The 23,617-nt window shown below is 73.1% G+C and carries 22 protein-coding genes; 15 read left to right on the top strand and 7 right to left on the bottom strand.

Annotation, left to right across the window (positions count from 1 at the left end):
* Positions 1-146: 146 nt before the first annotated feature.
* Entirely contained in the window at positions 147-2,285 is a 2,139-nt protein-coding gene (locus PV789_RS23895) for a bifunctional metallophosphatase/5'-nucleotidase (RefSeq protein ID WP_274974644.1), read from the bottom strand.
* Positions 2,286-2,569: 284 nt separating this feature from the next.
* Between PV789_RS23895 and PV789_RS23890 the strand changes: the two genes are divergently transcribed.
* Positions 2,570-3,130, top strand: a complete 561-nt coding sequence (locus PV789_RS23890) for a hypothetical protein (protein ID WP_274974643.1) — start codon at positions 2,570-2,572, stop codon at positions 3,128-3,130.
* A gap of 22 nt (positions 3,131-3,152) precedes the next feature.
* Here the strand turns inward: PV789_RS23890 and PV789_RS23885 are convergent, their stop codons facing one another.
* Positions 3,153-4,226: a serine/threonine-protein kinase gene (locus PV789_RS23885; RefSeq protein WP_274974642.1), complete on the bottom strand. Its 1,074-nt coding sequence runs from the start codon at positions 4,224-4,226 to the stop codon at positions 3,153-3,155.
* Positions 4,227-4,405: 179 nt separating this feature from the next.
* Here PV789_RS23885 and PV789_RS23880 point away from each other — a divergent pair, with 179 nt between their 5' ends.
* The 8 genes from PV789_RS23880 (at position 4,406) to PV789_RS23845 (ending at position 13,941) form a co-directional block, all read left to right on the top strand.
* Positions 4,406-5,491, top strand: a complete 1,086-nt coding sequence (locus PV789_RS23880; RefSeq protein ID WP_274974641.1) for a hypothetical protein — start codon at positions 4,406-4,408, stop codon at positions 5,489-5,491.
* A gap of 93 nt (positions 5,492-5,584) precedes the next feature.
* Positions 5,585-6,010, top strand: a complete 426-nt coding sequence (locus tag PV789_RS23875; RefSeq protein ID WP_274974640.1) for an MmcQ/YjbR family DNA-binding protein — start codon at positions 5,585-5,587, stop codon at positions 6,008-6,010.
* A gap of 19 nt (positions 6,011-6,029) precedes the next feature.
* The gene (gene recD2 / locus PV789_RS23870; protein WP_274974639.1) at positions 6,030-8,282 is read left to right on the top strand and encodes an SF1B family DNA helicase RecD2; all 2,253 of its coding nucleotides are present in this window, start codon (positions 6,030-6,032) and stop codon (positions 8,280-8,282) included.
* Between the two features lie 261 nt (positions 8,283-8,543).
* Positions 8,544-8,978 carry a (deoxy)nucleoside triphosphate pyrophosphohydrolase gene (locus tag PV789_RS23865; protein WP_248771932.1) on the top strand — a complete coding sequence of 145 codons (435 nt, stop codon included), beginning with the start codon at positions 8,544-8,546 and terminating at the stop codon, positions 8,976-8,978.
* A 225-nt stretch (positions 8,979-9,203) separates the two neighbouring features.
* Positions 9,204-11,096: a translational GTPase TypA gene (typA, locus tag PV789_RS23860; protein WP_274974638.1), complete on the top strand. Its 1,893-nt coding sequence runs from the start codon at positions 9,204-9,206 to the stop codon at positions 11,094-11,096.
* Positions 11,097-11,187: 91 nt separating this feature from the next.
* Positions 11,188-11,853: a DUF6758 family protein gene (locus tag PV789_RS23855; RefSeq protein WP_274974637.1), complete on the top strand. Its 666-nt coding sequence runs from the start codon at positions 11,188-11,190 to the stop codon at positions 11,851-11,853.
* A gap of 61 nt (positions 11,854-11,914) precedes the next feature.
* Positions 11,915-12,790, top strand: coding sequence for a PHP domain-containing protein (locus PV789_RS23850; RefSeq protein ID WP_274974636.1), 876 nt, complete (start codon positions 11,915-11,917; stop codon positions 12,788-12,790).
* Positions 12,791-12,900: 110 nt separating this feature from the next.
* The gene (locus tag PV789_RS23845; RefSeq protein WP_274974635.1) at positions 12,901-13,941 is read left to right on the top strand and encodes an MBL fold metallo-hydrolase; all 1,041 of its coding nucleotides are present in this window, start codon (positions 12,901-12,903) and stop codon (positions 13,939-13,941) included.
* 85 nt (positions 13,942-14,026) lie between these two features.
* Here PV789_RS23845 and PV789_RS23840 read toward each other — a convergent pair whose 3' ends face one another.
* Both PV789_RS23840 and PV789_RS23835 read right to left on the bottom strand, forming a co-directional pair.
* Positions 14,027-14,899 (bottom strand): alpha/beta fold hydrolase, encoded by an 873-nt coding sequence (locus tag PV789_RS23840; RefSeq protein WP_274978231.1) that lies wholly within the window; start codon positions 14,897-14,899, stop codon positions 14,027-14,029.
* A 189-nt stretch (positions 14,900-15,088) separates the two neighbouring features.
* Complete coding sequence (locus PV789_RS23835; RefSeq protein WP_274974634.1) at positions 15,089-16,639, bottom strand: DEAD/DEAH box helicase; 1,551 nt, start codon at positions 16,637-16,639, stop codon at positions 15,089-15,091.
* 561 nt (positions 16,640-17,200) lie between these two features.
* Here PV789_RS23835 and PV789_RS23830 point away from each other — a divergent pair.
* The 3 genes from PV789_RS23830 to PV789_RS23820 all read left to right on the top strand — a co-directional run bounded on the left by PV789_RS23830 (position 17,201) and on the right by PV789_RS23820 (position 18,872).
* Positions 17,201-17,884 carry a ferritin-like fold-containing protein gene (locus tag PV789_RS23830; protein WP_274974633.1) on the top strand — a complete coding sequence of 228 codons (684 nt, stop codon included), beginning with the start codon at positions 17,201-17,203 and terminating at the stop codon, positions 17,882-17,884.
* Between the two features lie 161 nt (positions 17,885-18,045).
* On the top strand, positions 18,046-18,357 hold the full coding sequence (locus PV789_RS23825) for a DUF6401 family natural product biosynthesis protein (RefSeq protein WP_047870279.1): 312 nt from the start codon (positions 18,046-18,048) through the stop codon (positions 18,355-18,357).
* 272 nt (positions 18,358-18,629) lie between these two features.
* A complete protein-coding gene (locus tag PV789_RS23820) occupies positions 18,630-18,872 on the top strand; it encodes a hypothetical protein (RefSeq protein WP_013154833.1) in 243 nt (80 codons plus the stop codon).
* Between the two features lie 102 nt (positions 18,873-18,974).
* Here the strand turns inward: PV789_RS23820 and PV789_RS23815 are convergent, their stop codons facing one another.
* From PV789_RS23815 to PV789_RS23805, 3 genes are all read right to left on the bottom strand, one after another.
* Positions 18,975-19,772, bottom strand: coding sequence for a mechanosensitive ion channel family protein (locus PV789_RS23815; RefSeq protein WP_274974632.1), 798 nt, complete (start codon positions 19,770-19,772; stop codon positions 18,975-18,977).
* A gap of 282 nt (positions 19,773-20,054) precedes the next feature.
* Positions 20,055-20,693: a TetR/AcrR family transcriptional regulator gene (locus PV789_RS23810; RefSeq protein ID WP_274974631.1), complete on the bottom strand. Its 639-nt coding sequence runs from the start codon at positions 20,691-20,693 to the stop codon at positions 20,055-20,057.
* Between the two features lie 264 nt (positions 20,694-20,957).
* A complete protein-coding gene (locus PV789_RS23805) occupies positions 20,958-21,182 on the bottom strand; it encodes an Rv3202a family protein (protein ID WP_475466035.1) in 225 nt (74 codons plus the stop codon).
* A gap of 282 nt (positions 21,183-21,464) precedes the next feature.
* Between PV789_RS23805 and moeZ the strand changes: the two genes are divergently transcribed.
* The 3 genes from moeZ to PV789_RS23790 all read left to right on the top strand — a co-directional run bounded on the left by moeZ (position 21,465) and on the right by PV789_RS23790 (position 23,605).
* A complete protein-coding gene (moeZ, locus tag PV789_RS23800; RefSeq protein WP_274974629.1) occupies positions 21,465-22,628 on the top strand; it encodes an adenylyltransferase/sulfurtransferase MoeZ in 1,164 nt (387 codons plus the stop codon).
* 185 nt (positions 22,629-22,813) lie between these two features.
* On the top strand, positions 22,814-23,200 hold the full coding sequence (locus tag PV789_RS23795; protein ID WP_212642913.1) for an SPW repeat protein: 387 nt from the start codon (positions 22,814-22,816) through the stop codon (positions 23,198-23,200).
* A 78-nt stretch (positions 23,201-23,278) separates the two neighbouring features.
* A complete protein-coding gene (locus tag PV789_RS23790) occupies positions 23,279-23,605 on the top strand; it encodes an MGMT family protein (RefSeq protein WP_274974628.1) in 327 nt (108 codons plus the stop codon).
* Positions 23,606-23,617: the final 12 nt, after the last annotated feature.

The raw sequence follows: 23,617 nt of genomic DNA, 5'->3' as shown, positions 1-23,617 counted from the left end.
CGGGGTGCCGGACCCCGTGGGGGCGGCCGGTACGGCGCCGGGGCCCGCGAAGCGCGACGGCCGGACGGCCTCCCGACACCGCGTGCGCGGAGTCGGGAGGCCGTCCGGCCGCCTTCGGTGTCAGCCCTGCGAGGTCGGCCTCGGTGTCAGGAGTCCGAGCCGGGGGAGTCCGCGCCCGCCGTTCCACCGCGTCGGCGGCCCAGGTAGAGCGCGGCCCCGCCCGCCGCCACGGCGACCACGGCCGCCGCCACCAGGCCGAGCAGCGCGCCGCCCGTGCGCGGCAGTGAGCCGTCGGCGCCGCCGCCGGGTTTGCCGGAGCCGTCGTCCGGTCCGTCCGTGGCGGGCGGGTCCGTCGGGTCCGGGCCCGGACCGCCGTCCGGGTCGGTGGGCTCGTCGGTGGGTCCGCCGGTCGGCGGGTCGGTGGGAGTTCCGCCGCCGTCACCGTCGGGAACGGTGGCCCGCTCGCCCACCACGATGCGGCCTGAACCGCCCTCGGGGTAGGCGGCCCCGGTCACCCGGCCCTCCAGCGTTCCGGTGAGCAGGCCCTCCAGCGCGGCCTGGTAGGTCGCGCCCACCACTGTGAAGTCCGCCCCGCGGAACGGGTACATGTCGCCGCCCCGGGCGGAGAAGTCGTTGGTCACGACCGTGATCGGGTCGCCGTCCACGACCTCGCCGTCCTCCACGAGCACCGTTCCGTCGTGCAGGATCGCGCCGCGGACCCGCTCGCCGGGCGTGGTCACGGTGCCCTCCTCGTCCACCACCTGCGCAGTGCGCCCGGGGTCGTAGGCGAAGTTGACCCCGGCGACCTGCATGAACGCGCCGCTGGCCGCGGGAGCCGCGGACACGCCCTGCTCCAGCAGCTCCTTGACCTGCGGGCGCGGGATGTCGGGGACCACCGCGACCTGGTTGGCGAACGGGGCGATCGAGTAGGTGTCCAGCGCGGTCAGCGGACCGGCCGGGAGCACGGAGGCGTTGCGGATGCCGCCGCCGTTCTGGATGCCGATCTGCGGAGCGGGCACGCCGTACTCGCCGGCGTTGCGCACGCCGGTGTCCAGCAGCGCGTCGGCCACCAGGTTGCCCAGGTTGGTCTCCTGGGTGCGCACGCCGGGGTTCTGGACGCCGTTCAGGTCGACCTCGCTGGCGGCCACCTCCGTCTCAGCCAGGCCCGCCACGTACTCCGACACGGGCGCGGTGACCCGCGACTCCACCTCGGGGTGGGGCTCCACCGCGTCCTCGCCGACGCCGGAGACCCGGACCGGACCCGAGCGCTCGGAGACCGACACCAGGTCGCCTCCGTCGAAGTTCACGACCAGGCGGCCCACGTACTTGTAGTTCGACCCGGCGGTGACGATGGGCACCTCGACGCCCTCGGGGTTGGTGGCCATGAGCGGGTAGGTCAGCGGCTCGCCGCTCTCCGGGTGCGCCGTGACCTCGTCGCCGGGCACCAGGGCGTCCTCGGGGCCCGCCATCACCTCGTGGCCGCCGCCAGCGACGATGACGTCGACGCCGGTCAGCTCGCGGGCCACGCGCTCCTCGTAGGCGATCCCCTGGAGGTGCGAGAGGAGGACGACCTTGTCCACGCCCTCGGCGGTCAGCCGGTCGACCTCGGCCTGCACGGGGGCGACGAGGTCCTCCACCACCACGTCACGGGGACTGGTGACGGTGTCCAGCGGCGGGTACAGCGCGCCCACGACGCCGACCTCGTGGCCGGAGGCCTCCACCACGGTGCTGGGCGCGATCCGGCCCGCGTCCGCAAGGGCGGCCAGGCGCGGCTCGGCGGACACGTCCACGTTGGCGGCCACCACCGCTGCGTCCCCGCCCAGCTGTCCGAGGAAGTCGGCGTACACGTCCGGGCCGAAGTCGAACTCGTGGTTGCCCATGGAGACCGCGTCGTAGTCCGCGTGGTCGGCGGCGAGGGCGTCGTAGAAGGGGGCGCCCTCCTCCCGGGAGGCGGCGAACTCCGGCCCCGGCAGGTACATGTCCCCCGCGTTGACCGTGACGACGCCGCGCTCGTCGGCCTCGTCCTCCCCGGCCGCGGCGCCGCCGCCCTCGGCCTCGCGCAGCCGGTCGAGCAGCGTCGTGAAGCGGGCGGCACCGCCGAAGTCCTCCTGCCCGGAGGCGGACAGGAGCTGGGACTCGGGGTCGTTGGCGTGCAGGATCGTCAGGGTGAAGTCGGCGCCGTCCCCCGGGTTCATGGGGACGGGCGCTCCGGCCGCGGGGGCGGACGGCACCACCAGGGCGCCGGTCAGCACCAGCGCGGCCGAGGCGCGCACGAGTCTGGACATCGTTGCGGGGCTCCTTCGCGGGCGGGGACGGGGGATCCGCCGGGGCGGACGGGGGAGGGCGGACAGGCCCGGAGAGGTTCACACTAGAGCCGCCGGGGTCGGGGCACATGGTTCCCACGGTTACGATTTGCAGAATCCGCGGTTCCGATACCGGCTTTCGGCCTGCCCGTATCGCGCTCCGTTACCGGACGGCTCCCGTGGTCCGCCCGGAGCCGCGCCTCGCGCGCCCCGGACCCCTACCATTGGTTGGGACAAGCCGTCTCGACATCCCTCGGAGGACGTCCGTGTTTTCCTCTGGCCAGGACCCGTACGACCCCAACGGGACACAGGGCGCGGGCGGCGTCCCGCCGTACGGTGCGCCCGGCTCCGGGGCCGGTTTCGGCGCGCTCCACCCCGACGCCCCCCTTCCCCGGAAGGTGGCCGTCGTCCGCGCCCTGATGTTCGTGGGCGGCGCCTGCGGCCTCGCCCTGTCCGGGCTCTTCCTCATGGGGCTCAGCGTCCCGGCCGACGCGATGGACGAGGCGCTGAGCCAGCAGGCCGAGCTCGCCGCCCAGGAGGGGCTGGAGCTCGCCGTCAGCGCCGAGGCCATGCGCGCCATGATGGTCGTCATGGCGGCGGTCACGGGCGTGTACGGGCTGCTGTCCACGCTCCTGGCGGGCAGGATCCGGCGCCGCACGGTCGGCGTGTTCTGGGGCGTGGTGCTCTTCCAGGGCGCGGCGGGCGCGCTCCTGCTGTGGACCGTGCTGTCCGGGGACATCCTGGCGCTCGTCCCGCTGGGCTTCGCGGTCATGATGGTGGCGTACATGCTCTCCCGCGAGGGCCGCGCCCACTACGGGCTCCTCTGACCGGGGGCTGTCCACAGCCCCCTCAGCCCTCCCCGCGGCCGAACAGCCCGGCCCGCGGGGGCCTCGGCGGGCGCACCGCCGCCTCGGTCCACCGCCGCTCCAGCAGCCCCCGTACGGCCGCCGCCCCCGCGACGGCCGCGTCCCCGCCCTCCCCGGACGCGCGCACCCCGCCCCCGGCGTTCTCCAGGCCCAAGGCGGCGCTCAGCAGCCCGGCGGAGTCGGGCCGCTCCTCGGGGTCCTTGGACATCGCGGCCAGCACCAGCCGCTCCAGGCCGGGCGGCAGGTACTCCAGGTCCGGCTCCTCGAACATCACGCGCCGGGCCATCTCCTTGGCCCCCGCCCGCCCGAACGGGTCGTGCCCGGCCGCCGCGAAGGCCACCGTCGCGCCCCACAGGAACACGTCCGCGCTCTGCGCGGTGGGCTGGCGCCGGTACTGCTCGGGGCTGATCCACCCCGGGGTGCCCAGCCGGTCGACCCGCTCGCTGACCCGCCCGTCGGCCAGCCCCTCCGGCGAGGGCAGCCCCAGGTCCCGGTAGGCGCGGCGCATCCGCCGCAGACGTATCCACTTGGTGGGGTCGGGGTCCTCCACCGGATGCGCGATCCCGAAGTCCAGCAGTTTGGGCCCCCGGCCCGAGAGCACCACGTTGCTGGGCTTGAGGTCGCGGTGGACCACCCCGGCCGCGTGGACGGCCCGCAGCGCCTCGGCGGTGCCCACGGCCAGACCCAGGAGCATCCCCCCGCGCAGACGGCCGTACCGCTCCACGTGGTGGCGCAGGGTGGGCCCCGGCACGTACTCGGTGATCATCCACGGCCGCGGCGCCTCCACGTCGGCGCGCACGAACCGCGCCACCGAGGGGCTGTTCACCCTGGCCAGGAGGCGGGCCTCGTGCGCGAAGCGCTCCCGGAAGCGCCGGTCCGCCGCCTGCTCGGCGTGCACGACCTTGACCGCCAGGTAGCCGTGCACGCCGGGGGAGTCGGCGGCGTAGACCGTGCCCATCCCCCCGGAGCCGATCCGCCCCCGCACCCGGTGCCCGCCGATCTCGCGGGGGTCGTCCGGCTCCAGGGGGTCGAGTCTGCGCACGCCTCGCGCCTTCATGGGGACTCCCTCTCCACCGGGGGCGCGTCCCACCGGGGACGCAGGAGACGCGATCCTATCCGCCGCGGGCGCGGCGACGCGGGTCGGCGTGGTCGAAAACCCCTACACGACAGGAGGTTTCGGTATAAAGATGTCGTAAAGCCCATGCGTGGTCACGCGCCCGAACCGGGAAGGACGCGATGGAGCTCACCCTCTCCGGCGGGTACAACGTCATCCTCACCTCCGCCATGCGCCGGTCGATCCGCCTCGCCGTGCCCCTGGGCGACCGGCGGGACGTGTGGTGCCCCGACGTCCGCGAACCGGGGGAGAGCGCACCCCTCATCGCCCAGGGCCTGGCCGAACGCGACGCCCACGGGGTGCTCGTCCTCACCGGCCGCGGGGTCGAGGTGCGGTCCCTGCTCCTGCCGCTGGCCGGCCTGGTCGGCGAACTCGGACACGAGGGCAGGCCCACGCTCAACCCCTCCCTCCCCGAGGAGCGGGCCCGGAGACTGGGTCTGGCCCTGGAAGCGGTGCGCGGCGGACGCCCCCGGCGCGGCACCGGCGTCAGCGGACGCGACAAGGCGTTCGCCCGGGTGGTCTACGCACTCCTGTGGGCCCTCGTCACGTGCTGGTTGGTCCTGGACCTGCCGTTGGGTGCCGAACTCGCCCTCGTCACGGCCTCCTCCCTGGCGGTGGCGGGCGCGGTCGCGGTCCGCACACGCCACCAGCGCGCGGAGAGGGAGCGCGACCCCGTACGGATCGTGACGGCCTCGGAGGGGGAGTTCGTGTCCCCCGGAGCGCTCGACGAGGAGTCCCGCGCCCTCCTGGAGCGCGCGCAGAGGGCCGCGGACGCGGTCCTGGGCTCACCGCTGCACGAGCGCGGGCTCCTGCTGGACACCGTCCGCAACCGCGTGGTGCTGGCCGACGTGGAGTGGTCCCTCGCGCGCAGCCTCCTCCACCAGACCCGGGTCAGGGAGCGGATCGCCCGCACCCCCACGCCCGGGGAGCGCAGCCGCGAGGCCGCCGCCCGCGCCGGTGCCGTCCTGGCCGCCGAGACGGCCGAGGTGACGGCGCGGATCGCCGTCCTGGAGGACTACGCGGACCGCGTGCGCGCCGCCGAGCTGGACGACCAGGACCGCCGTTCGGCCCGGGAGCTCGACGCGATCGCCGCCGAGGCGGCCGAGGCGGGCGCCGTGCACGAGCAGAGCGCCGAGACGCTCGACTCCCTCGTGCGGGCCCAGGAGGTGGCCCTGCGGGTGGCCGCGCTGGCCGACGACCAGGACTGAGCCGCTCCCGCGCGGGTTGTCCACAGGCCGGAGCCGGGTCCGCCGAACGTCGGCGGTCTCTGGCACTGTCGTAGGGGAGGAAGGGAGCTCCGCATGACCCCCGGACAGTTCATCGACGCCGCCCTGTGGTTCCCCGAGGCCGGGGAGACCGAACCCTTCGGCCCCGGCTACCTGGTCTACAAGGTGGCCGGGCAGAAGATGTTCGCCCTGCTCATGGGGGGAGACGACGGCAACGGCCCCGCCACGGTCAACCTCAAGTGCGAACCGGAGCTGGCCCTGGAACTGCGCGACCAGTTCCCCGCCGTCACGCCCGGGTACCACATGAACAAGAAGCACTGGAACTCCGTGCTCCTGGACGGCACGGTGCCCGAGGACGAGATCCTGGAGATGCTCAAACACTCCTACGTCCTGGTGGCGGGGAGCCTGCGCCGGGCCGACCGAGACCGCGTGCTCGCGGCGCTGGGCGACGGCGCGCCGGAGCCCGGCGGACCGGCCCCGCGGGCCCCGGAGAGGGTGTGAACGAGGAGAGGACGGCCACGTGCCCGACGCGACCTTCCGACCAGCCGTCGTCCAGGGCGTCCTGGAGCGGGTCACCTACGCCAACGAGGAGAACGGCTACACCGTCGCCAAGGTCGACACGGGCCGGGGCGCGCACGACCTCCTCACCGTCGTGGGCTCCCTCATGGGCGTCCAGCCCGGAGAGGCGCTGCGCATGCACGGCCGCTGGGGCTCCCACCCGCAGTACGGCCGCCAGTTCCACGTGGACGACTACACGACCGTCCTGCCCGCCACGGTCCAGGGCATCCGCCGCTACCTCGGCTCCGGCCTGATCAAGGGGATCGGCCCCAAGATGGCCGAGCGGATCGTCGACCACTTCGGCACCGACGCCCTGGAGGTCATCGAGGAGCACCCCGAACGGCTCATCGAGGTCCCGGGCCTGGGGCCCAAGCGCACCCGGCTCATCGCCGACGCCTGGGAGGAGCAGAAGGCCATCAAGGAGGTGATGGTTTTCCTCCAGGGCGTGGAGGTCACCACCTCCCTGGCCGTGCGCATCTACAAGAAGTACGGCGACGCCTCCATCCAGATCGTGCAGAAGGAGCCCTACCGCCTGGCCACCGACGTGTGGGGGATCGGCTTCAAGACCGCCGACACCATCGCCCGCGCGGTCGGCATCCCGCACGACAGCCCGCAGCGGGTCATGGCGGGCATCCAGTTCACCCTCTCGGAGTCCACCGGCGACGGGCACGTCTACCTGCCCGAGGAGAAGCTCATCTCGGCGGCTGTGAAGATCCTCCAGGTGGAGGCCGGGCTGGTGATCGAGTGCGTGGCCGAACTCGTGGCCACCGAGGGCGTGGTCCGCGAGACCGTGCCCGGGCCCGAGGGCGAGCCGGTGCGCGCCGTCTACCTGCTGCCCATGCACCGCGCCGAGATCGGCCTCGCCTCCGGCCTGCGCGGCCTGCTCCACGCCCCGGCGGACCGCATGCCCGCGTTCGCCGGGGTGGACTGGGACGTGGCCCTGGACTGGCTGCGTTCGCGCACGCGCGCCGACCTCGCCGAGGCACAGAGGGAGGCCGTGCGGCTGGCCCTGTCGGAGAAGGTGTGCGTTCTCACCGGCGGGCCCGGCTGCGGCAAGTCCTTCACGGTGGCCTCCATCGTCACCATGGCCATGGCCAAGCACGCCACGATCGTCCTGGCCGCGCCCACCGGGCGCGCCGCCAAGCGCCTCACCGAGATGACCGGCATCGAGGCCCGCACGGTGCACCGGCTCCTCGAACTCCGCCCGGGCGGCGACGCCGCCTACGACCGCGACAACCCCCTCGACTGCGACCTGCTGGTGGTGGACGAGGCCTCCATGCTGGACGTGATCCTGGCCAACAAGCTGGTCAAGGCGGTCCCGCCCGGGGCGCACCTGCTGTTCGTCGGCGACGTGGACCAGCTGCCCTCGGTGGGCGCGGGCCAGGTGCTGCGCGACCTGCTGGACGGGGACTCGCCCGTGCCGAGCGTGCGCCTGACCCACGTCTTCCGCCAGGCCCAGAACTCCGGGGTGATCACCAACGCCCACCGGATCAACGGCGGTGAGCAGCCGGAGTTCCACGGCATGTCCGACTTCTTCCTCTTCCCGTGCGAGGAGACCGAGGACGCGGCCGAGATGACCGTGGACGTGGTCGCCCGCCGCATCCCGCGCCGGTTCGGCCTCGATCCGCGCCGGGACGTGCAGGTCCTCACCCCCATGAAGGGCGGCCCGGCCGGGGCCGCCAACCTCAACACGGCCCTCCAGGCAGCCGTGACCCCCTCCGGCGAGCACGTCCCCGAACGCCGGTTCGGCGGGCGCGTCTTCCGCGTCGGCGACAAGGTCACCCAGGTCCGCAACAACTACGACAAGGGCGGGAACGGGGTGTTCAACGGAACGCTCGGCGTGGTCACGGGGCTCGACCCGGTCGCCCAGGAGGTCCTGGTCCGCACCGACGAGGACGAGGAGATCTCCTACGACTTCGCCGAACTCGACGAGCTCGCCCACGCCTACGCCATCACCGTGCACCGCTCCCAGGGCAGCGAGTACCCCGCGGTGGTCGTTCCGGTCACCACCAGCGCCTGGATGATGCTCCAGCGCAACCTGCTCTACACGGCCGTCACCAGGGCCAAGAAGCTGGTCGTCCTCGTCGGCTCCCGCCGCGCCCTGGCCCAGGCGGTGCGCAACGCCTCCTCCGGGCGCAGGCACACGGCCCTGGCGCACCGGCTGCGGACGGCCGGTCGGCCGCCGCAGGAGCCCCCTGTCCCGGACGCCCCCTGACCGCACGCCACGGGAAGAGGAGGTGAACGTTCGCCGATACCCCTCACGCGCGTCCGCCCGGCGGCATAGGCTCTGCCCCGACCTTCCGGTTCCGGGCGCGCGCGTCCCGTCCCGGCCGGACCGCCAGCCACATCGGAGGCCGACGCTCTCTCCACTCCCCCCGGAGAGCGGCGGCACCCCCGGGCGCCGGCCTCTCCGCGTCGGCGCCCGGGTCCACACCCGCCGCCCCGAACGTCACCGGTCCTGGCTAGGCTCGCAACCGTGGAACAGCAGACCCTGATCGTGGTGGGCGCCGTCCTCGTCCGTGACGGCCGCGTCCTGGCCGCCCAGCGCGCCGAACCCGAGGCCCTGCGCGGCCGGTGGGAGTTCCCCGGCGGCAAGGTCGACCCGGGGGAGACCCCGGAGCAGGCCCTGGTCCGCGAGTGCCGCGAGGAACTCGGCGCCACCGTCCGCCCCCTGCACCAGCTCGGCGCGGACGCGCCCTTCCCCGCGCCCGCCAGGAGGCACACGCGCCCCGCCGTGCTGCGGCTCTGGCGCGTGGAACTGGTCGCGGGGGAGCCCCGGCCCCTGGAGCACCTGTCCCTGCGCTGGCTCGCCGCCGACGAGCTGCGCGGCCCGGACTGGCTGCCCGCCGACGTGCCCTTCCTCGACCTCGTCGAACCCCTGCTCGCCCCGGGCGCCGTTCCCCGTTCCTGACCCCCGCGGGCGAACGAACGCACTCCGGTGCCGCCGCGCACTCCACCGGGTTCCGCCTTCACCGGGCCATCATCCACGGCGCTCACCTTCACGGGGGCGTGCTTCCACCGGGCCGTGACGGCGGCGGCCTGCACGTTTCCCCAGCAGTCCACCATGACCGCATAAACTGGCGGTGGGCCGTGGCACTCCGCGGTTCTTCCCAGTACCAGGAGATCGAGCTTTCCCATGTCCAGCGCTACGCCCGTCGAGGGCTCCGCACGCCGCAGCGACCTCCGCAACGTCGCGATCGTGGCCCATGTGGACCACGGCAAGACGACCCTCGTTGACGCCATGCTCTGGCAGTCCGGTGTGTTCCGGGAGAACCAGGACGTCGACGACCGGGTGATGGACTCCAACGACCTGGAGCGCGAGAAGGGCATCACCATTCTCGCCAAGAACACGGCCGTCCACTACACCACGCCCGAGGGCGAGGACGTGGTCATCAACATCATCGACACCCCCGGCCACGCCGACTTCGGCGGCGAGGTCGAGCGCGGGCTGTCGATGGTCGACGGCGTGGTCCTGCTCGTGGACGCCAGCGAGGGCCCCCTCCCGCAGACCCGCTTCGTGCTGCGCAAGGCCCTCCAGGCCAAGCTCCCCGTCATCCTCGTGATCAACAAGGTCGACCGGCCCGACAGCCGGATCGCCGAGGTCGTGGACGACACCTACGAGCTGTTCATGGACCTGGACGCCGACGAGTCGCAGATCGAGTTCCCGATCGTCTACGCCTGCGCCCGCGACGGCAAGGCCTCCCTGGAGCGCCCCGCCAACGGCACGGTGCCCGACAACGACAACCTCGTGCCGCTGTTCAGCACCATCCTGGACACCATCCCGGCCCCCGAGTACATCCCCGAGGCCCCGCTCCAGGCGCACGTGACCAACCTGGACGCCTCCCCGTTCCTGGGCCGCCTGGCGCTGTGCCGCATCCAGCAGGGCGAGCTGCGCAAGGGCCAGCAGGTCGCGTGGATCCGCACCGACGGCAGCACCCAGCAGGTCAAGATCACCGAGCTGCTCATGACCGAGGGCCTGGAGCGCAAGCCCGCCGAGAAGGCCGGGCCCGGCGACATCGTCGCCATCGCCGGTATCGAGGACATCATGATCGGCGAGACCCTCGCCGACCTGGAGAACCCGGTCCCGCTGCCGCTCATCCAGGTGGACGAGCCCGCCATCTCCATGACCATCGGCACCAACACCTCGCCGCTGGTCGGCAAGGTCAAGGGCGCCAAGGTCACCGCGCGCCTGGTCAAGGACCGCCTCGACAAGGAGCTCGTCGGCAACGTCTCCCTGCGGGTCCTGCCCACCGAGCGCCCCGACGCCTGGGAGGTGCAGGGCCGCGGCGAGCTGGCGCTGGCCATCCTGGTCGAGCAGATGCGCCGCGAGGGCTACGAGCTGACCGTCGGCAAGCCGCAGGTGGTCACCCGGGTCGTGGACGGCAAGGTGCACGAGCCCGTCGAGCGCCTCACCGTGGACGCCCCCGAGGAGTACATGGGCGCCATCACGCAGCTGCTCAGCATCCGCAAGGGCCGCATGGAGAACATGGTCAACCACGGCACCGGCTGGGTGCGCATGGACTGGCTGGTGCCCTCCCGCGGCCTCATCGGCTTCCGCACCGAGTTCCTCACCGAGACCCGCGGCACCGGCATCGCCCACCACGTCTTCGAGAAGTTCGAGCCGTGGTTCGGCGAGCTGCGCACCCGCCCCAACGGGTCGCTGGTGGCCGACCGCGCCGGCGCCGCCGTCGCGTTCGCGATGTTCAACCTCCAGGAGCGCGGCACGCTCTTCGTCGAGCCGGGCACCGAGGTCTACGAGGGCATGATCGTGGGCGAGAACTCGCGCGCCGACGACATGGACATCAACATCACCAAGGAGAAGAAGCTCACCAACATGCGCTCGGCCACCGGCGACGAGCTGGTGCGCCTGGTGCCGCCGCGCAAGCTGTCCCTGGAGCAGGCCCTGGAGTTCTGCCGCGAGGACGAGTGCGTGGAGGTCACCCCCGAGCACGTGCGCATCCGCAAGGTCGTCCTGGACCAGAAGGAGCGCGGCCGCATGACGGCCAACAAGAAGCGCCAGCAGCAGTAGGATCGCTGCCGCCGCCCGTGGGCGGGCCGCTCCGGCGGCCCGCCCACGGCGCGTTTTCCGGCCGGTCCCCTCGGGTAGACCCCTGAGCAGCATGAAGTCCGAGCCCACGTGTCCCCGCTGCGGGCGCGCGGTCCAGCCTCCGGGGCTGTGGACCAGCGCCTGGCAGTGTGACGCCCACGGCCCGGTGGCGCCCCTCCAGGAGGTGCGCGCCCCCGGGGCGGCCGCTCTGGAGGCGCTCCTGCCCCAGGCGCACGTCCCGGTCTGGATCCCCTGGCCGCTGCCCGCCAACTGGGTGGTCACCGGCTTCGCCGAGGCCGGTGACGACCGCAGCGGCGCCCTCGCTACGGCCGTGGCCCTCTCCGGGCCCGACCTGGTCGGCGGTGTCGGCGAGGTGGTCATCGTCGCCGAGGACCCGGGGGTCGGGCTCGGCGCCCGCCTCGCCGGGCTGGAGGGCCCCGACCCCGGCCACGGCTTCGACGCCTCCGCCGCCGACGCCAAGGTCCGCTTCGACGGCCACGAGATCGCCCTGTGGAGCCTGGACGTGGGCCCCGACCGCGCCGTCTACACCGGCGAGGCGCTCGCCCAGTGGCTGTGGCTGGTCTTCGCCTCCGCCGACACCGGCGTGCTCATGTGTGAGATCGGCTCCCTGCGGGACCTGCGCGACATCCGCGACGGCGGTCTCTCCCTGGAACCGCCCTTCGGCGCCCCCAGCCCGTTCCTCACCCGGGCCCTGGCCCCCCGGCGGGACGCGGACTGAACCGGCGGGGGGTTCCGCCCCGGCCGAGCGCGCCCGACCGCGCCCTACGTACAATCGCCCGGTGACACGTATCGACCTGCACGCCCACAGCTCGGTCTCCGACGGAACCGACACACCCGCCGAAGTCGTCGAGCACGCGGTCGCCGCGGGCCTCGACGTGCTCGCCCTCACCGACCACGACACGGTCGGTGGCATCCGGGAGGCGGCCGAGCACCTGCCCCCCGGGTTCACCCTGGTCCCCGGGATGGAGCTCTCCTGCGCCCACGCCGGATCCAGCGTCCACCTGGTGTGCTACCTGTTCGACCCCGAGGACCCCGCGCTCGACGGCGAACTGCGCCGGGTCCGCTCCGACCGCGCCTCCCGCGCCGAGGAGATGGTCCGCAAGCTCCACGAGCACGGGGTCGGCGTCACCTGGGAGCGGGTGCTGGAGATCGCGGGCGCCGGCCGCGACGAGTACGCCGACGCCAACACGATCGGCCGCCCGCACCTGGCCCGCGCGATCGTGGAGGCGGGCGCGGCCAAGGACGTGCAGGACGCCTTCGACCTCTGGATCGGCTCCGGCGGTCCGGCCCACGTCTCGCGGTACGCGATCGACCCGGTCCGCGCGGTGGAGCTGGTCCGGGCGGCGGGCGGGGTCTGCTCGCTGGCGCACCCGGGGCGGGCGGAGGGCGCCCTCAACGGCGCGGTCCCCCTCGAACTCGTGGAGCGCATGGCCGGGGCGGGACTGGGGGCCATCGAGGCCGACCACCCCTCGCACAACCGGCACCAGGCCCGCCACTGGCGGGGCGTGGCCGAGGAGCTGGGCGTGCTGGTCACCGGTTCCAGCGACGACCACGGAAGCCTCACCGGCCGCCGCCTGGGGTGCAGGACCACCGACCCGGAGGCGTTCGAACGGCTGGTGGCGCCCGCGACGGGGGTCCCCCTTCTGCGGGGGTGAACCGCGTGTCGCCGCCCCGGGGTCCGGTACGGTACCGACCACTGTGCGGGAGCGCGACAATGGTCGCAGCGCAACCACCCATACCCGGACGAAGTCGAGAGGTCTGAGCCGTGTTCTGGAATCGGAAGTCGAAGAAGCAGGAGGGCCAGGAGGCCACCGATTCCGCTGCGGAGGCCGCGGCGGAGCGCGAGGAGACCGCCGCCGCAGGCGGGGACGGGGACACGGAGGACGCGGCGAAGGACCCGGCCGGGACCGCCGAGGCCGCTGCGGAGGCCGCTGACGACGGCGCCGCGGAGCCCGCCGCCGACGCCGGGGAGCCCGCCGAGGCGGAGAAGGACGAGGACGCCGGGGACCCCGCCGACGACGAGAAGACGGACGAGGCCGGTGAGGCGGACGGCTCCGAGGACTCCGCCGAGGACGACGAGTCCGCCAAGGAAGCAGAGGACGCTGAGGACGCCGAGGACGAGGTGCCGGTGAAGGCCGACGTCTTCGCGGACGAGGGCGAGGAGGCCGGGGTGACCGGCCCCGACGCCGACGGCATCACGCGCGTGCGCACCGCCGGGACCTTCGAGTTCGACGGCGAGGAGTACCCGGTCGTCAGCAACACCTGGATCATCGACGCCGACGACGAGGGCGTCGTCGTCATCGACCCCGGCCACGACGCCGAGGCGGTCCTGGCGGCCGTCGGTGAGCGCGAGGTCTACCTGGTGGCCTGCACCAACGCCTACAGCCCGCACATCGAGTCGGCCATCAAGGTCGCCGAGGAGTCCGAGGCCCCCATCGCGCTGCACCCCCGCGAGATGCGCGCCTGGCGCCGCCACCACGGCGCCGAGCACCGCCCCGAGATCGAGGTGGAGGGCCAGGGCGCCCTCGACATCGGCAAGCTGCACATCGACGTCCTGGCCCTGCCCGGAACCTCCCCGGGCACCGTCGGCTACTACCTGGGCGAGCGCGGCGTCGTCTTCGGCGGCGACACCCTGCGCAAGGGCGAGCCCGGCATGGTCGGCAACACCTACATCGACTACACCACGCAGCTCGCCTCCATCGGCGAGGCGCTGCTGTCCCTGCCCCCGGACACGCGCATCCTGCCCGACCGCGGTCCGGCCACCACCGCGGCGGCCGAGGGCAAGAACTTCGACTCCTGGGTCTGAGCAAGGACCTCCCGGGGCCCCGCCCCCGTCCGGCCGCCGCCCCGTCGCCCGGACGGGACGGCGGCCGTCGCCGTGCGGGCCGGGGTCAGCGGCGGCCCACCGACTCCGCCTCGTTCCAGAACGCGGTCAGCGCGCTCGCGACGGTCTCGGGCGCCTCCACGTTGGGGGAGTGCCCGGCACCGGGCACCACGATGCGCTTGGCGCCCAGCCGCTCGGCCATCCGGTCCTGCTCCTCCAGCGGCCAGGCGTCGTCGTTCTCGCCGTACAGGACCAGCTTGGGGGCCTCCAGCCGGGCCACCTCGTCCACGCGGTCCGGCGCGGACATCAGCTCCTCGGCCGTGTGCATCAGGCCCACGGCGCTGCTGCTCAGCAGCCGCTCGCGCAGGAACTCGCGGATCTCGGCCCGGGGGCTGCGGGTCCGCGCCATGGAGTCGAACTGCTCCTCCCACAGCTCGCGGAGCCGCTCGGCGGTGGGGTTGATGGACACGGCGGCGACGAGGGCGCTCGCCGTGCGCGCGCCCGGGCCGCTCAGGGCGCCGGGGCCCGAGCACAGGAGGGTGAGCGAGGCCAGCGGAGCCATCTCCACCAGCGCGGCCTCCCGGGAGACCAGCCCGCCGAAGGAGTGGCCCAGCAGGTGGACGGGGCCGCCGTCACCGACCTGGTCCATGACCTCGGCGACCACCGCGCCCAGGGAGGGCAGGCCGTAGTCCGGTCTGCGCACGCCCGGGGGAGGGGAGAGGGATTCGGGGCCCGGCGACTCGTAGGTGCCGGGAAGGTCGATCGCGACCACCTCCCGCCCGGCCTGGGCCAGGCTCTGGAGGAGGGCGATGAAGTCCTCCTTGCTGCCGGTGAACCCGTGCACCAGGACAGCGGGGGCCAGTTCGGGGCCGCCGGAGGTGGGCAGCGCCCGCAGGGCGGCCACCGGACCGTACGACAGGTTCAGATCGGCGCGTTGCACGCCCGGTGGCAGGTCGATGAACTGAGGTGTACTCACGTCGGGTCACCCTAGACGATCGCCGGCCCGGGCAGAGACAACCCGGGCCGTGGCCGAGGACCGGGACCGGCGCGGACGTCGGTCCCAGTGCCCCGCGACCGGGCCGCGGGGCGCACGGCCGCGACGCCCGCCACGGGCGGGCGCCGGGAGGGGTCAGGTGTTCTCGGGGTCCCTGCGGACCGCGCCGCGGGTGCGGCGGCGGCGGCGTACCCTGCGCGCGCCCTCGTCGGAGGGGGCCGCGCCCTCGCGCGGCGCCTCCTGGACCGCGGGCGCGCTCTCGGGCTTCGCGCCCGGGGCGGTCTCGGCCCCGGCCGCGCTCTGGCCGCCGCGGGTGCGCCGGCGCGAACGGTTGCGGCCGCGGCCGCGCCCGCCCTCGTCACGGACGCTCTCACCGCGTCCGCCGCCCGAGCGGGCGCCCTCGCCGCGGCTCCGGCCACGCCGGCCGCCGCGCTCACCGCGGGCCACCCCGGTGTCGCCGATGTCCTCGATCTCCTCGGCCTCCAGGCCCGCGTGCTCGTCGCGCCGGTCCTCGGCCAGCTTGCCCTTGGTCCCGGCCGGGATCCGCAGCGCCTCGAAGAAGTGCGGCGAGGTGGAGTAGGTCTCCTCCGGCTCGTGGAAGGGCAGGCCCAGGGCGCCGTTGATCAGCTTCCAGCGCGGCATCTCCTGCCAGTCCACGAAGGTGACGGCGGTGCCGCTGCGCCCGGCCCGGCCGGTGCGGCCGATGCGGTGCGTGTAGGTCTTCTCGTCCTCGGGGGTCTCGTAGTTGACCACGTGCGTGACGTCGTCCACGTCCAGTCCCCGGGCGGCCACGTCGGTGGCGACCAGGATGTTGATCTTGCCGTTGCGGAAGGCCCGCAGGGCCCGCTCGCGCTGGCTCTGCCCCAGGTCGCCGTGGACGGCCGCGACGGCGAACCCGCGCGCCTCCAGGTCGCCCGCCACCCGGTCGCAGGCCCGCTTGGTCTGGCAGAACACCATGCTCTGGCCGTGGTCGCTGGCCTGGAGCAGGCGGGCGAGCATCTCGATCTTGTCCATCTGGTGGGTGCGGAACGCGTGCTGCGTGATCTGCCCCGTGATGGCCGAGCCGTCGATCTCGTCGTCGTCGCTCGCCCGCACGTGCGTGGGGCGGTGCAGGTACTTGCGCGACAGGGAGACGATCTCGCTCGGCATGGTGGCCGAGAAGAGCATGGTCTGGCGCTCGTCCGGGGTCTTGGTGAGGATGCGCTCGATGTCGGGCAGGAAGCCCAGGTCGAGCATCTTGTCGGCCTCGTCCAGCACCACCGCGGACACCCCGTCCAGGCGCAGGTGCTTCTGCTTCTCCAGGTCCAGCAGGCGGCCCGGGGTGCCGACGACGACGTCGGTGCCCTCCTTGAGCCCGTTGACCTGCGGCTCGTAGGAGCGGCCGCCGTAGACGGTCAGGATGCGGGTCCCGCTGCGCTTGCTGGCGGTGGTCAGGTCCGCGGCGACCTGGATGGCCAGCTCGCGGGTGGGGACCACGACCAGGGCGCGCGGCCGCTTGGGCGTGCCGGGGTCCTTCTGGGACCGCTGGAGCAGGGGCAGGCCGAAGGCCAGGGTCTTACCGGTGCCGGTACGGGCCTGGCCGATGATGTCGCTGCCGCCCAGCGCGATCGGCAGGGCGAGTTCCTGGATGAGGAAGGGCTCGACGATCCCCTCCGCCTCCAGGGCGTCCGCGAGCTCGGTGTTCACACCGAGGTCGCGGAAGGTCGTCTTGGGTTTGGTCGTCTCTTCTGTGCTGCTCAGGGCTCAAGCCTCCATCTTGGCGGGCCGCAACGTTGGCGTGGCCGCGGCGGGATGCGGTCGCGGACGGCTCCTGGCCGCCGCGGGGGCGCGGCTCACCGGTCGTTCCTCTCGCGGAACGGTGCGGTGGCGCTGCCGTGATGTCCCGTGCGGCGCAGGGGTTGTCCGGCCGCGGATCGGGACCGTCCCCGCTCGGAACGGGGTGCATCCGTGGTTCGTCGTTGTTCCTCGCGCGGTCCGGGCCACCGTCGGTGGGGTCCGCGCCTGTGCGGGCGCCGCCTCCGCGGCGCCGGTACGTGGGAGATCCCGCGTGTGTGAGGGAGATGTCCGCGTCGGGCGCACACACCGGTCATCACGCAGAGTCTAGCTGGTGACTCGCCAGGTGGACATACCAGTTCACCGGGCTGTGGACGGCTTGGACCGTACCCGCTCCCGGCGTGTACAACCGTGCCTTCGGTCCGTTTAGTCCCCGGTTCGGCGCCCGGACGGCCTGGCGATACCCTGGCGGGCATGACCCACGGCCCCTCCGCCGAGCCCGGCGTGATCGACCTGCTCGGCCTGCTCGCCTACGCGGAGCTCGGCTCCTTCTTCCGCCTCGCCGACGACGCGGGCCTGGCCCCGTCGCTGCGCTCCAAGGGTCAGCTCGCCGCCCTCGCCGCCACGGAGCAGGCGCACTACCAGTCGCTCCGCGACCGGCTGGAGGAGCTGGGCACCGTGCCCGAGGAGGCCATGGCGCCCTTCGTGGAGCCGCTGGACGCCTGGCACGCCAGGACCGAGCCGCAGAGCTGGCTGGAGAGCCTGGTCAAGACCTATGTCGGCGAGGGCATCGCGGGGGACTTCTACCGCAAGGTCGCCGAGCTGGCCGACGAGGAGACGCGCACCCTGGTCGAGGGCGTGCTGGCCGAGACCGGCCGGGCCGAGTTCGTCTCCGCGACGGTGCGCGCCGCCGTGGAAAAGGACCCCAGACTGGTCGGACGCCTGTCCCTGTGGGCGCGCCGCCTGGTCGGCGAGGCGCTCAGTCAGGCGCAGGCGGTGGCGGTCTCGCGCCCCCGGCTTGCCGCGCTCCTGGCGGGGGGCGGCGGACACGACGCGGACGGCACGGGGCTCGGCGACCTCGCCGCGGTCAGCCGGATGTTCGCCTCGCTCACCGACCGCCACTCCGACCGCCTCAAGGCCATGGGGCTGACCGCCTGACCCGCCGTCGCGGCGGCCCGATTCCTTGCCCGTCCTTGACCGGGACCTGTGCGACCTTGGTCAAGCGCGGGTAATATCCAACACTTTCGTGACGATTCGTTGGGCACTGGCCGTAAAATCGATGAAGTTTCCGTCTCCTGACCACGCGAGTAGGTACTTCCATGCCCAGTGGGACCTCCGTGCGCCATCCGCTGGCCGGACTCACCCGTGACTTCCACCGGATCGGCCCCCTCGGCGCCCCGATCGAACCCTGGATGTGCGCTGAGCTGGACCAGCACGCCGCACAGGTGTGCGAAGGCATCACCTCCTCCGGCGGCGAGCTCAACGCCCGCACCCTGGGCACCTACCTGCACGGGTTCCTCGACGGCTGCCTCGAACGGGGCTGGGACTCCGAGGCGGTCGAGTACGACTGGGAGACGCTGCGCATCCTCGCGATCTGCCGACTGGCCAAGGAGCGCGGTTTCGTCCGCTAGGTTTGGTGGCGTCCGCAGAACGGTGTGGTCCACAACCCGAGCTCCTCGTGGCCCCCGCCCCTGCCCGTTCTCCGGTGGAAACCCGTCATCGGGCGTACGCTGAAAAGTACCGGTGACTCCACAGCGGCCGACGACGGCCCGGCGCACCGCGGCGGAACCAGGGCCCTGCGGAATGCAACCTGGGACTGACGGCGTTATGTCGGTCCGGAAAACGGACCCACAGGCGCCGTAACTGGCGGAGCGGCCCGCAGAGCCGCGAGAAAGGAAGGCGAATGAGGAGCGGTCGGCATGGGGCGGCGCGCCCACCGGTCGGCGTCCTGATCCAACAGGACCGCGTCGACTTCGCGCTTTTCGCACTGATCTTCGTCGTCGCGCTGGTGTCGATGGTCTTCACCGGGCCCGGGAACGCCGCTTTCTGGCTGGCCTTCCTCCCGATCATCGCCTCCGTCGTACTGACCTTCCGGCGGATCGAGCACCTCTCCCGCCTGGAACTGCGCGACTCCGAGTTCCTGTAGGGGCCCGCGGGCCGTTCGCACCGGTCCGCGGAGCGCCCCCGACGGCACACGGCGAGGGCGGGGCCGCACGGCCCCGCCCTCGTTCCGTGTCCGCGCCCCCGGCTAGGGAGCGGGCGGCTCGCCGCCCGTGCCGCGCCGTGCGCTCTGGGAGGTCGCGCCCTCGCGCGGCTCCGTGCGCTCGGCGGCCGCCGGACGGCCCAGGGCCGCCTCGCGTCCGGCCCGGTAGCTGCTCTCCTCGCTCATGCGGCCGGTCTCGCGCTCGGCCACGTCCAGCCAGCGGGACCAGCGCGAGCGCATCGGCTCGATCATGCCGCCGCCCACGCCGACGACGAGGATGCCGCCGATCGTGGCCAGGACCGCGATCAGCACCGGCACGGTGACGGTCACCGCCACGCCCATCTGGTTCAGCGCCGCGATGACGCCGAGGGCCAGGATGAACACGCCCGCGGCGTTGGCCAGGAAGCGGCCGTAGGAGAGGCCGCCCAGCGCGCCGGAGACGATGTCGCGGACCGCCTTGGCGATCATCGCTGCCACCACCACGATCACCAGCGCGACGATGCCGCGCGGGATCCAGGAGATGACGTCGTTGAGCAGCGTGCTGATCGGGTTCGGTCCGAAGACGCTGAACGCGAGCGTGAACACGAACAGCAGCCCGACGTAGTAGATGATCTTTCCGCACAGCTCGCTGGCGCTCCACCGGCTGCGCTCGAAGTACTCGCCCACACCTCCGCGGTGCAGGGCGCGGTCCAGTCCGACTCCGTGCAGACCCTTGGCGACCGCCTTGCCCACCAGCCAGGCGATGATCCATCCCAGGACCAGGATCACCAGGAAGCCGATCAGCAGCGGCACGAAACTCGCCACCGCCTGCCAGGCCGTCGACAGGCCCTGACCCATGTCCATAACGTCTTCACCCCCAAATCGCTTGCTCCGCCGGGGCTTCGAGGCGAAGGACCGGGCGGATACGGCGAAGAGAAGTGCGTTACTTCTCATTCCGGCGATACCCGGAGGGCGGCAATTGAATCGCTTGTCCCACGCAAGCGGAGGTGATTGCCTTTTTTTGGGGCATTCCTTGCCCGAAGGTGGGAAGAAATCCCTTTTCCGTGTTCCGGGGCGCTTTCCGGGAACCGCAGGGAAAGGCGAAGGCCCCGTGCGCGCACGGGGCCTTCGGGGCGGTCGCGCCCGCTAGGCCTGTTCGCCGGAGCCGCGGTGGAGGTCCCAGCCGCTGATCCCGCGCCAGGCCAGGCGGGCCACCAGCTGCTCGGCGGCGTCCTTGGGCACGGAGCCGCGACTGTTGAGCCAGTACCGGGCGCTGGTCTCGGCCATGCCGACCAGCCCGATGCTCAGCAGGTGCGCCTCCTCGTCGGAGATGCTGGTGTCCTGGCGGATCACCTCGCCGATGGCCTCGGCGCAGCGCTGGAAGGTCTCCTCGGTCTTGGCCCGCACGGCCGGGAGGTTGCGCAGGTCGGACTCGAAGACCAGGCGGAAGGCCTCGCCGTCGCCCGCGACGAAGTCGAAGTAGGCGCGAAAGCTCGCGATGACGCGCTGGCGGTTGTCGTCCGTGCTCTCCAGGGCCTCGCGCTGCTTGTCGACCAGGACCTCGGAGTGTTCCTCCAGCAGGGCCAGGTACAGCTCCAGCTTCCCCGGGAAGTGCTGGTACAGGACCGGTTTGCTGACTCCGGCGCGGTCGGCGATCTCGTCCATCGCCGCCGCGTGGTACCCGCGCGCGACGAAGACCTCCTGGGCCGCCGCCAGGAGCTGGCGACGGCGCCTGACCCGGGGCAGACGGGTTCCCCGGGCGCGGGAGTCTGAAGGAGCTGTCACACCGACCCTCCGAACTCGGCATGGCAGATGCACGCCATAACCGGACATCTGCGTGGCTAGTGCTTGCGGACCGCGGCCAGTGGCGCGCTCCACAGCGGTCCCCCTCATCCTACTCCGGCGTAAGTTCCCCGTGAGCAGCGGGAAGCCTGTCGGGGCCCCTGGCGGGCACGGTGCGGCACCGGCCGAACACGTGGTCAGGGCCGCGATCGGCGGCCGGGAGGAAGCGGAGGAAAAAGGACGCGGTCCCGGGCGGGGGAGCCCCCGTCAGCGCCGCTCCTCGTCGTCCGCGCCCGCCTCGCGGGCCTGTTCGACGACGTCGGCCTCGGCGGCGTGCTCGAAGCTCTCCTCGGACGGCTCCTCCCACCCGTCCCCGCCCCCGTCGGCCCCGGCGGACGCGCGCTGCTCGACCGCGTCGGCCTCGGGCACCTCGGCCCCGGGGTCCCCTCCGGCGGCCGGGCGTCGTCCCACGGAACGGTTCTCCTGTGCCACGGGGTCCTCCCCAACGTCGTCGCCGTGCGTACGCCCGACCACTACCCGCCGCCCCGGCCGGTACGCGCGGCCCCGGGGATGAACTCGCACGCCGCGTTGGTTGTGACTGGCGGGGACGGGCCCGCGAAGGGTGTGCTCCACGCCTCCCGGTGACGGGAATGCAATACCCCACCCGTTAGGTTGGGTATAAGTGCAAGCACGCTTCGCCTCCCCGCCCCCTCGCCCGGTGGCCCCCGCGCTACGGGCGGTGCGAAGCAACCCGAACAGACATGAGGAGTCACCGTGTCGCTGCCGCCGCTGGTGGAACCAGCTGACGAGCTGACCGTGGACGAGGTGCGCCGTTACTCGCGTCACCTGATCATCCCCGACGTGGGTATGGACGGGCAGAAGCGCCTGAAGAACGCCAAGGTCCTGGTCGTCGGCGCGGGCGGCCTGGGCTCCCCGGCGCTGCTCTACCTGGCCGCCGCGGGCGTGGGCACGCTCGGCATCATCGACTTCGACGTCGTCGACGAGTCCAACCTCCAGCGCCAGGTCATCCACGGACAGAGCGACGTCGGCCGCCCCAAGGCCGAGTCCGCCCGGGACAGCATCAAGGAGGTCAACCCGGGCGTCCGCGTCATCCTGCACCAGGACCGCCTGGAGTCGGACAACGCGCTGGAGATCTTCGCCGACTACGACCTGGTCCTGGACGGCACCGACAACTTCGCCACCCGGTACCTGGTCAACGACGCCTGCGTCATCCTCGACAAGCCGTATGTGTGGGGTTCGATCTACCGCTTCGACGGCCAGGTCAGCGTCTTCTGGAACGAGTACGGGCCCCAGTACCGCGACCTGTACCCCGAGCCCCCGCCGCCCGGCATGGTGCCCTCCTGCGCCGAGGGCGGCGTCCTGGGTGTGCTGTGCGCCTCCATCGGCTCGGTCATGGTGAACGAGGCCATCAAGCTGATCACCGGCATCGGTGAGCCGCTGGTGGGCCGCCTGCTCATCTTCGACGCCCTGGAGATGTCCTGGCGCGAGGTCAAGGTCCGCAAGGACCCCGACACCGAGCCGGTTACCGAGCTCATCGACTACGAGGCGTTCTGCGGCGCCGTGTCGGAGGAGGCCACCGAGGCCGCCGCCGGTTCCACGATCACCGCGGGCGAGCTCAAGGACCTGCTGGACAACAAGCCCGAGGAGATCTTCCTCGTGGACGTCCGGGAGAAGAACGAGTACGAGATCGTCAGCATCCCGGGTGCCACGCTCATCCCCAAGGGCGAGTTCCTCAACGGCAGGGCCCTGGAGCAGCTGCCGCAGGACCGGCGCATCGTCCTGCACTGCAAGTCGGGCGTCCGCTCCGCCGAGGCGCTGGCCGCGGTGCACGCGGCCGGGTTCTCCGACGCCGTCCACGTGGGCGGCGGCGTCCTGGCCTGGATCAACCAGGTCGACCCGAGCCTGCCCGAGTACTAGACGGACGGGCCCGACGGGGGCGGGGCGGTGCCGGGAGGCGACTTCCGGCACCGCCCCGCCGCGTTCGCGCCCCGGCCCGGGACCCGGACCCCGTTCCGCCGTCGTGCCTGCTCAGCGCGCCGGGTGGGTAGGGGTCGGTCAGGGGCCGTCGGCCGACGGCGGCCCGCTCCTCGGGAGGTGGCTCCATGGGACGCAGGGGACGCTGGGCGGACTGGGTGGCGATCCTCGCCGGCCTGGCCCTGGGACTGAGCTGGATCTGGCACGGGATGTACGGCTTCGGCGGGGGCGCGATGTTCGTCCTCGGGCTGGGCGTCATCGTGGCCTCGGTCATGTCCATCACCCGGCCGGGGGCGCTGTCGAGCGAGGCGGGCGTCCTCGCGATCGGCGTCCTGGTCTTCGTGATGCCGTGGCTGCTGGGCTTCACCGACCTGACCGCCGCCGCCTGGACGGCGTGGGTCCTCGGCGCCGTCGTGGCGCTGCTGGGGGCGTTCGGCCTCGTCAAGGCGCGCCAGGCCCGCAGGCGCGACCCCGAACTGGCCTGGGGCGCGCACGGCGACCAGGTCACCGCCTGACCGCGGCACCGCGCGCACGCCGGGTCCGCCTCCGCGGCGGGCCCCGCCGTGTCGGCGGTCCCCGGTAGGCTGCCGCCTGTGTTCGAGGACGCGGAGGGCGGGCCGGACGACTACGCCGAGGAGGTCCTGGCGGTGGTCGAGCGGATCCCGTCGGGACGGGTGATGGCCTACGGCGACATCGCCGAGTACGTCGGCAGGGGAGGACCCCGCCAGGTCGGCTCGGTCATGTCCTCCTGGGGCGGTGCGGTGGCCTGGTGGCGCGTGGTGCGCGCGGACGGCAGACCGCCCTCATGCAACGAGGTCCGCGCCCTGTCCCACTACGCGGCGGAGGGCACGCCCATGCGCCCGGGAAGCGATCGCGTGGACATGCGCAGGGCCCGCTGGGACGGGGAGGGCGGGAGCTGAGCGGTCCGTTGT

The sequence above is a fragment of the Nocardiopsis camelliae genome (genome assembly GCF_028993595.1).
In the GTDB taxonomy this organism is placed as follows: Bacteria; Actinomycetota; Actinomycetes; order Streptosporangiales; family Streptosporangiaceae; genus Nocardiopsis; species Nocardiopsis dassonvillei.
Note: the sequence above shows the minus strand (reverse complement) of the source record. Positions and strands in the feature narration are given on the sequence as shown.

Bases quoted from the DNA above. Each gene is read 5' to 3' on its own strand.
- PV789_RS23880 (WP_274974641.1), top strand. From the start codon at position 4,406: ATGGAGCTCACCCTCTCCGGCGGGTACAACGTCATCCTCACCTCCGCC.
- typA (WP_274974638.1), top strand. From the start codon at position 9,204: ATGTCCAGCGCTACGCCCGTCGAGGGCTCCGCACGCCGCAGCGACCTC.
- PV789_RS23825 (WP_047870279.1), top strand. From the start codon at position 18,046: ATGCCCAGTGGGACCTCCGTGCGCCATCCGCTGGCCGGACTCACCCGT.
- PV789_RS23795 (WP_212642913.1), top strand. From the start codon at position 22,814: ATGGGACGCAGGGGACGCTGGGCGGACTGGGTGGCGATCCTCGCCGGC.
- PV789_RS23830 (WP_274974633.1), top strand. From the start codon at position 17,201: ATGACCCACGGCCCCTCCGCCGAGCCCGGCGTGATCGACCTGCTCGGC.
- PV789_RS23885 (WP_274974642.1), bottom strand. From the start codon at position 4,226: ATGAAGGCGCGAGGCGTGCGCAGACTCGACCCCCTGGAGCCGGACGAC.
- PV789_RS23815 (WP_274974632.1), bottom strand. From the start codon at position 19,772: ATGGACATGGGTCAGGGCCTGTCGACGGCCTGGCAGGCGGTGGCGAGT.
- PV789_RS23875 (WP_274974640.1), top strand. From the start codon at position 5,585: ATGACCCCCGGACAGTTCATCGACGCCGCCCTGTGGTTCCCCGAGGCC.
- PV789_RS23895 (WP_274974644.1), bottom strand. From the start codon at position 2,285: ATGTCCAGACTCGTGCGCGCCTCGGCCGCGCTGGTGCTGACCGGCGCC.
- PV789_RS23855 (WP_274974637.1), top strand. From the start codon at position 11,188: ATGAAGTCCGAGCCCACGTGTCCCCGCTGCGGGCGCGCGGTCCAGCCT.
- PV789_RS23820 (WP_013154833.1), top strand. From the start codon at position 18,630: ATGAGGAGCGGTCGGCATGGGGCGGCGCGCCCACCGGTCGGCGTCCTG.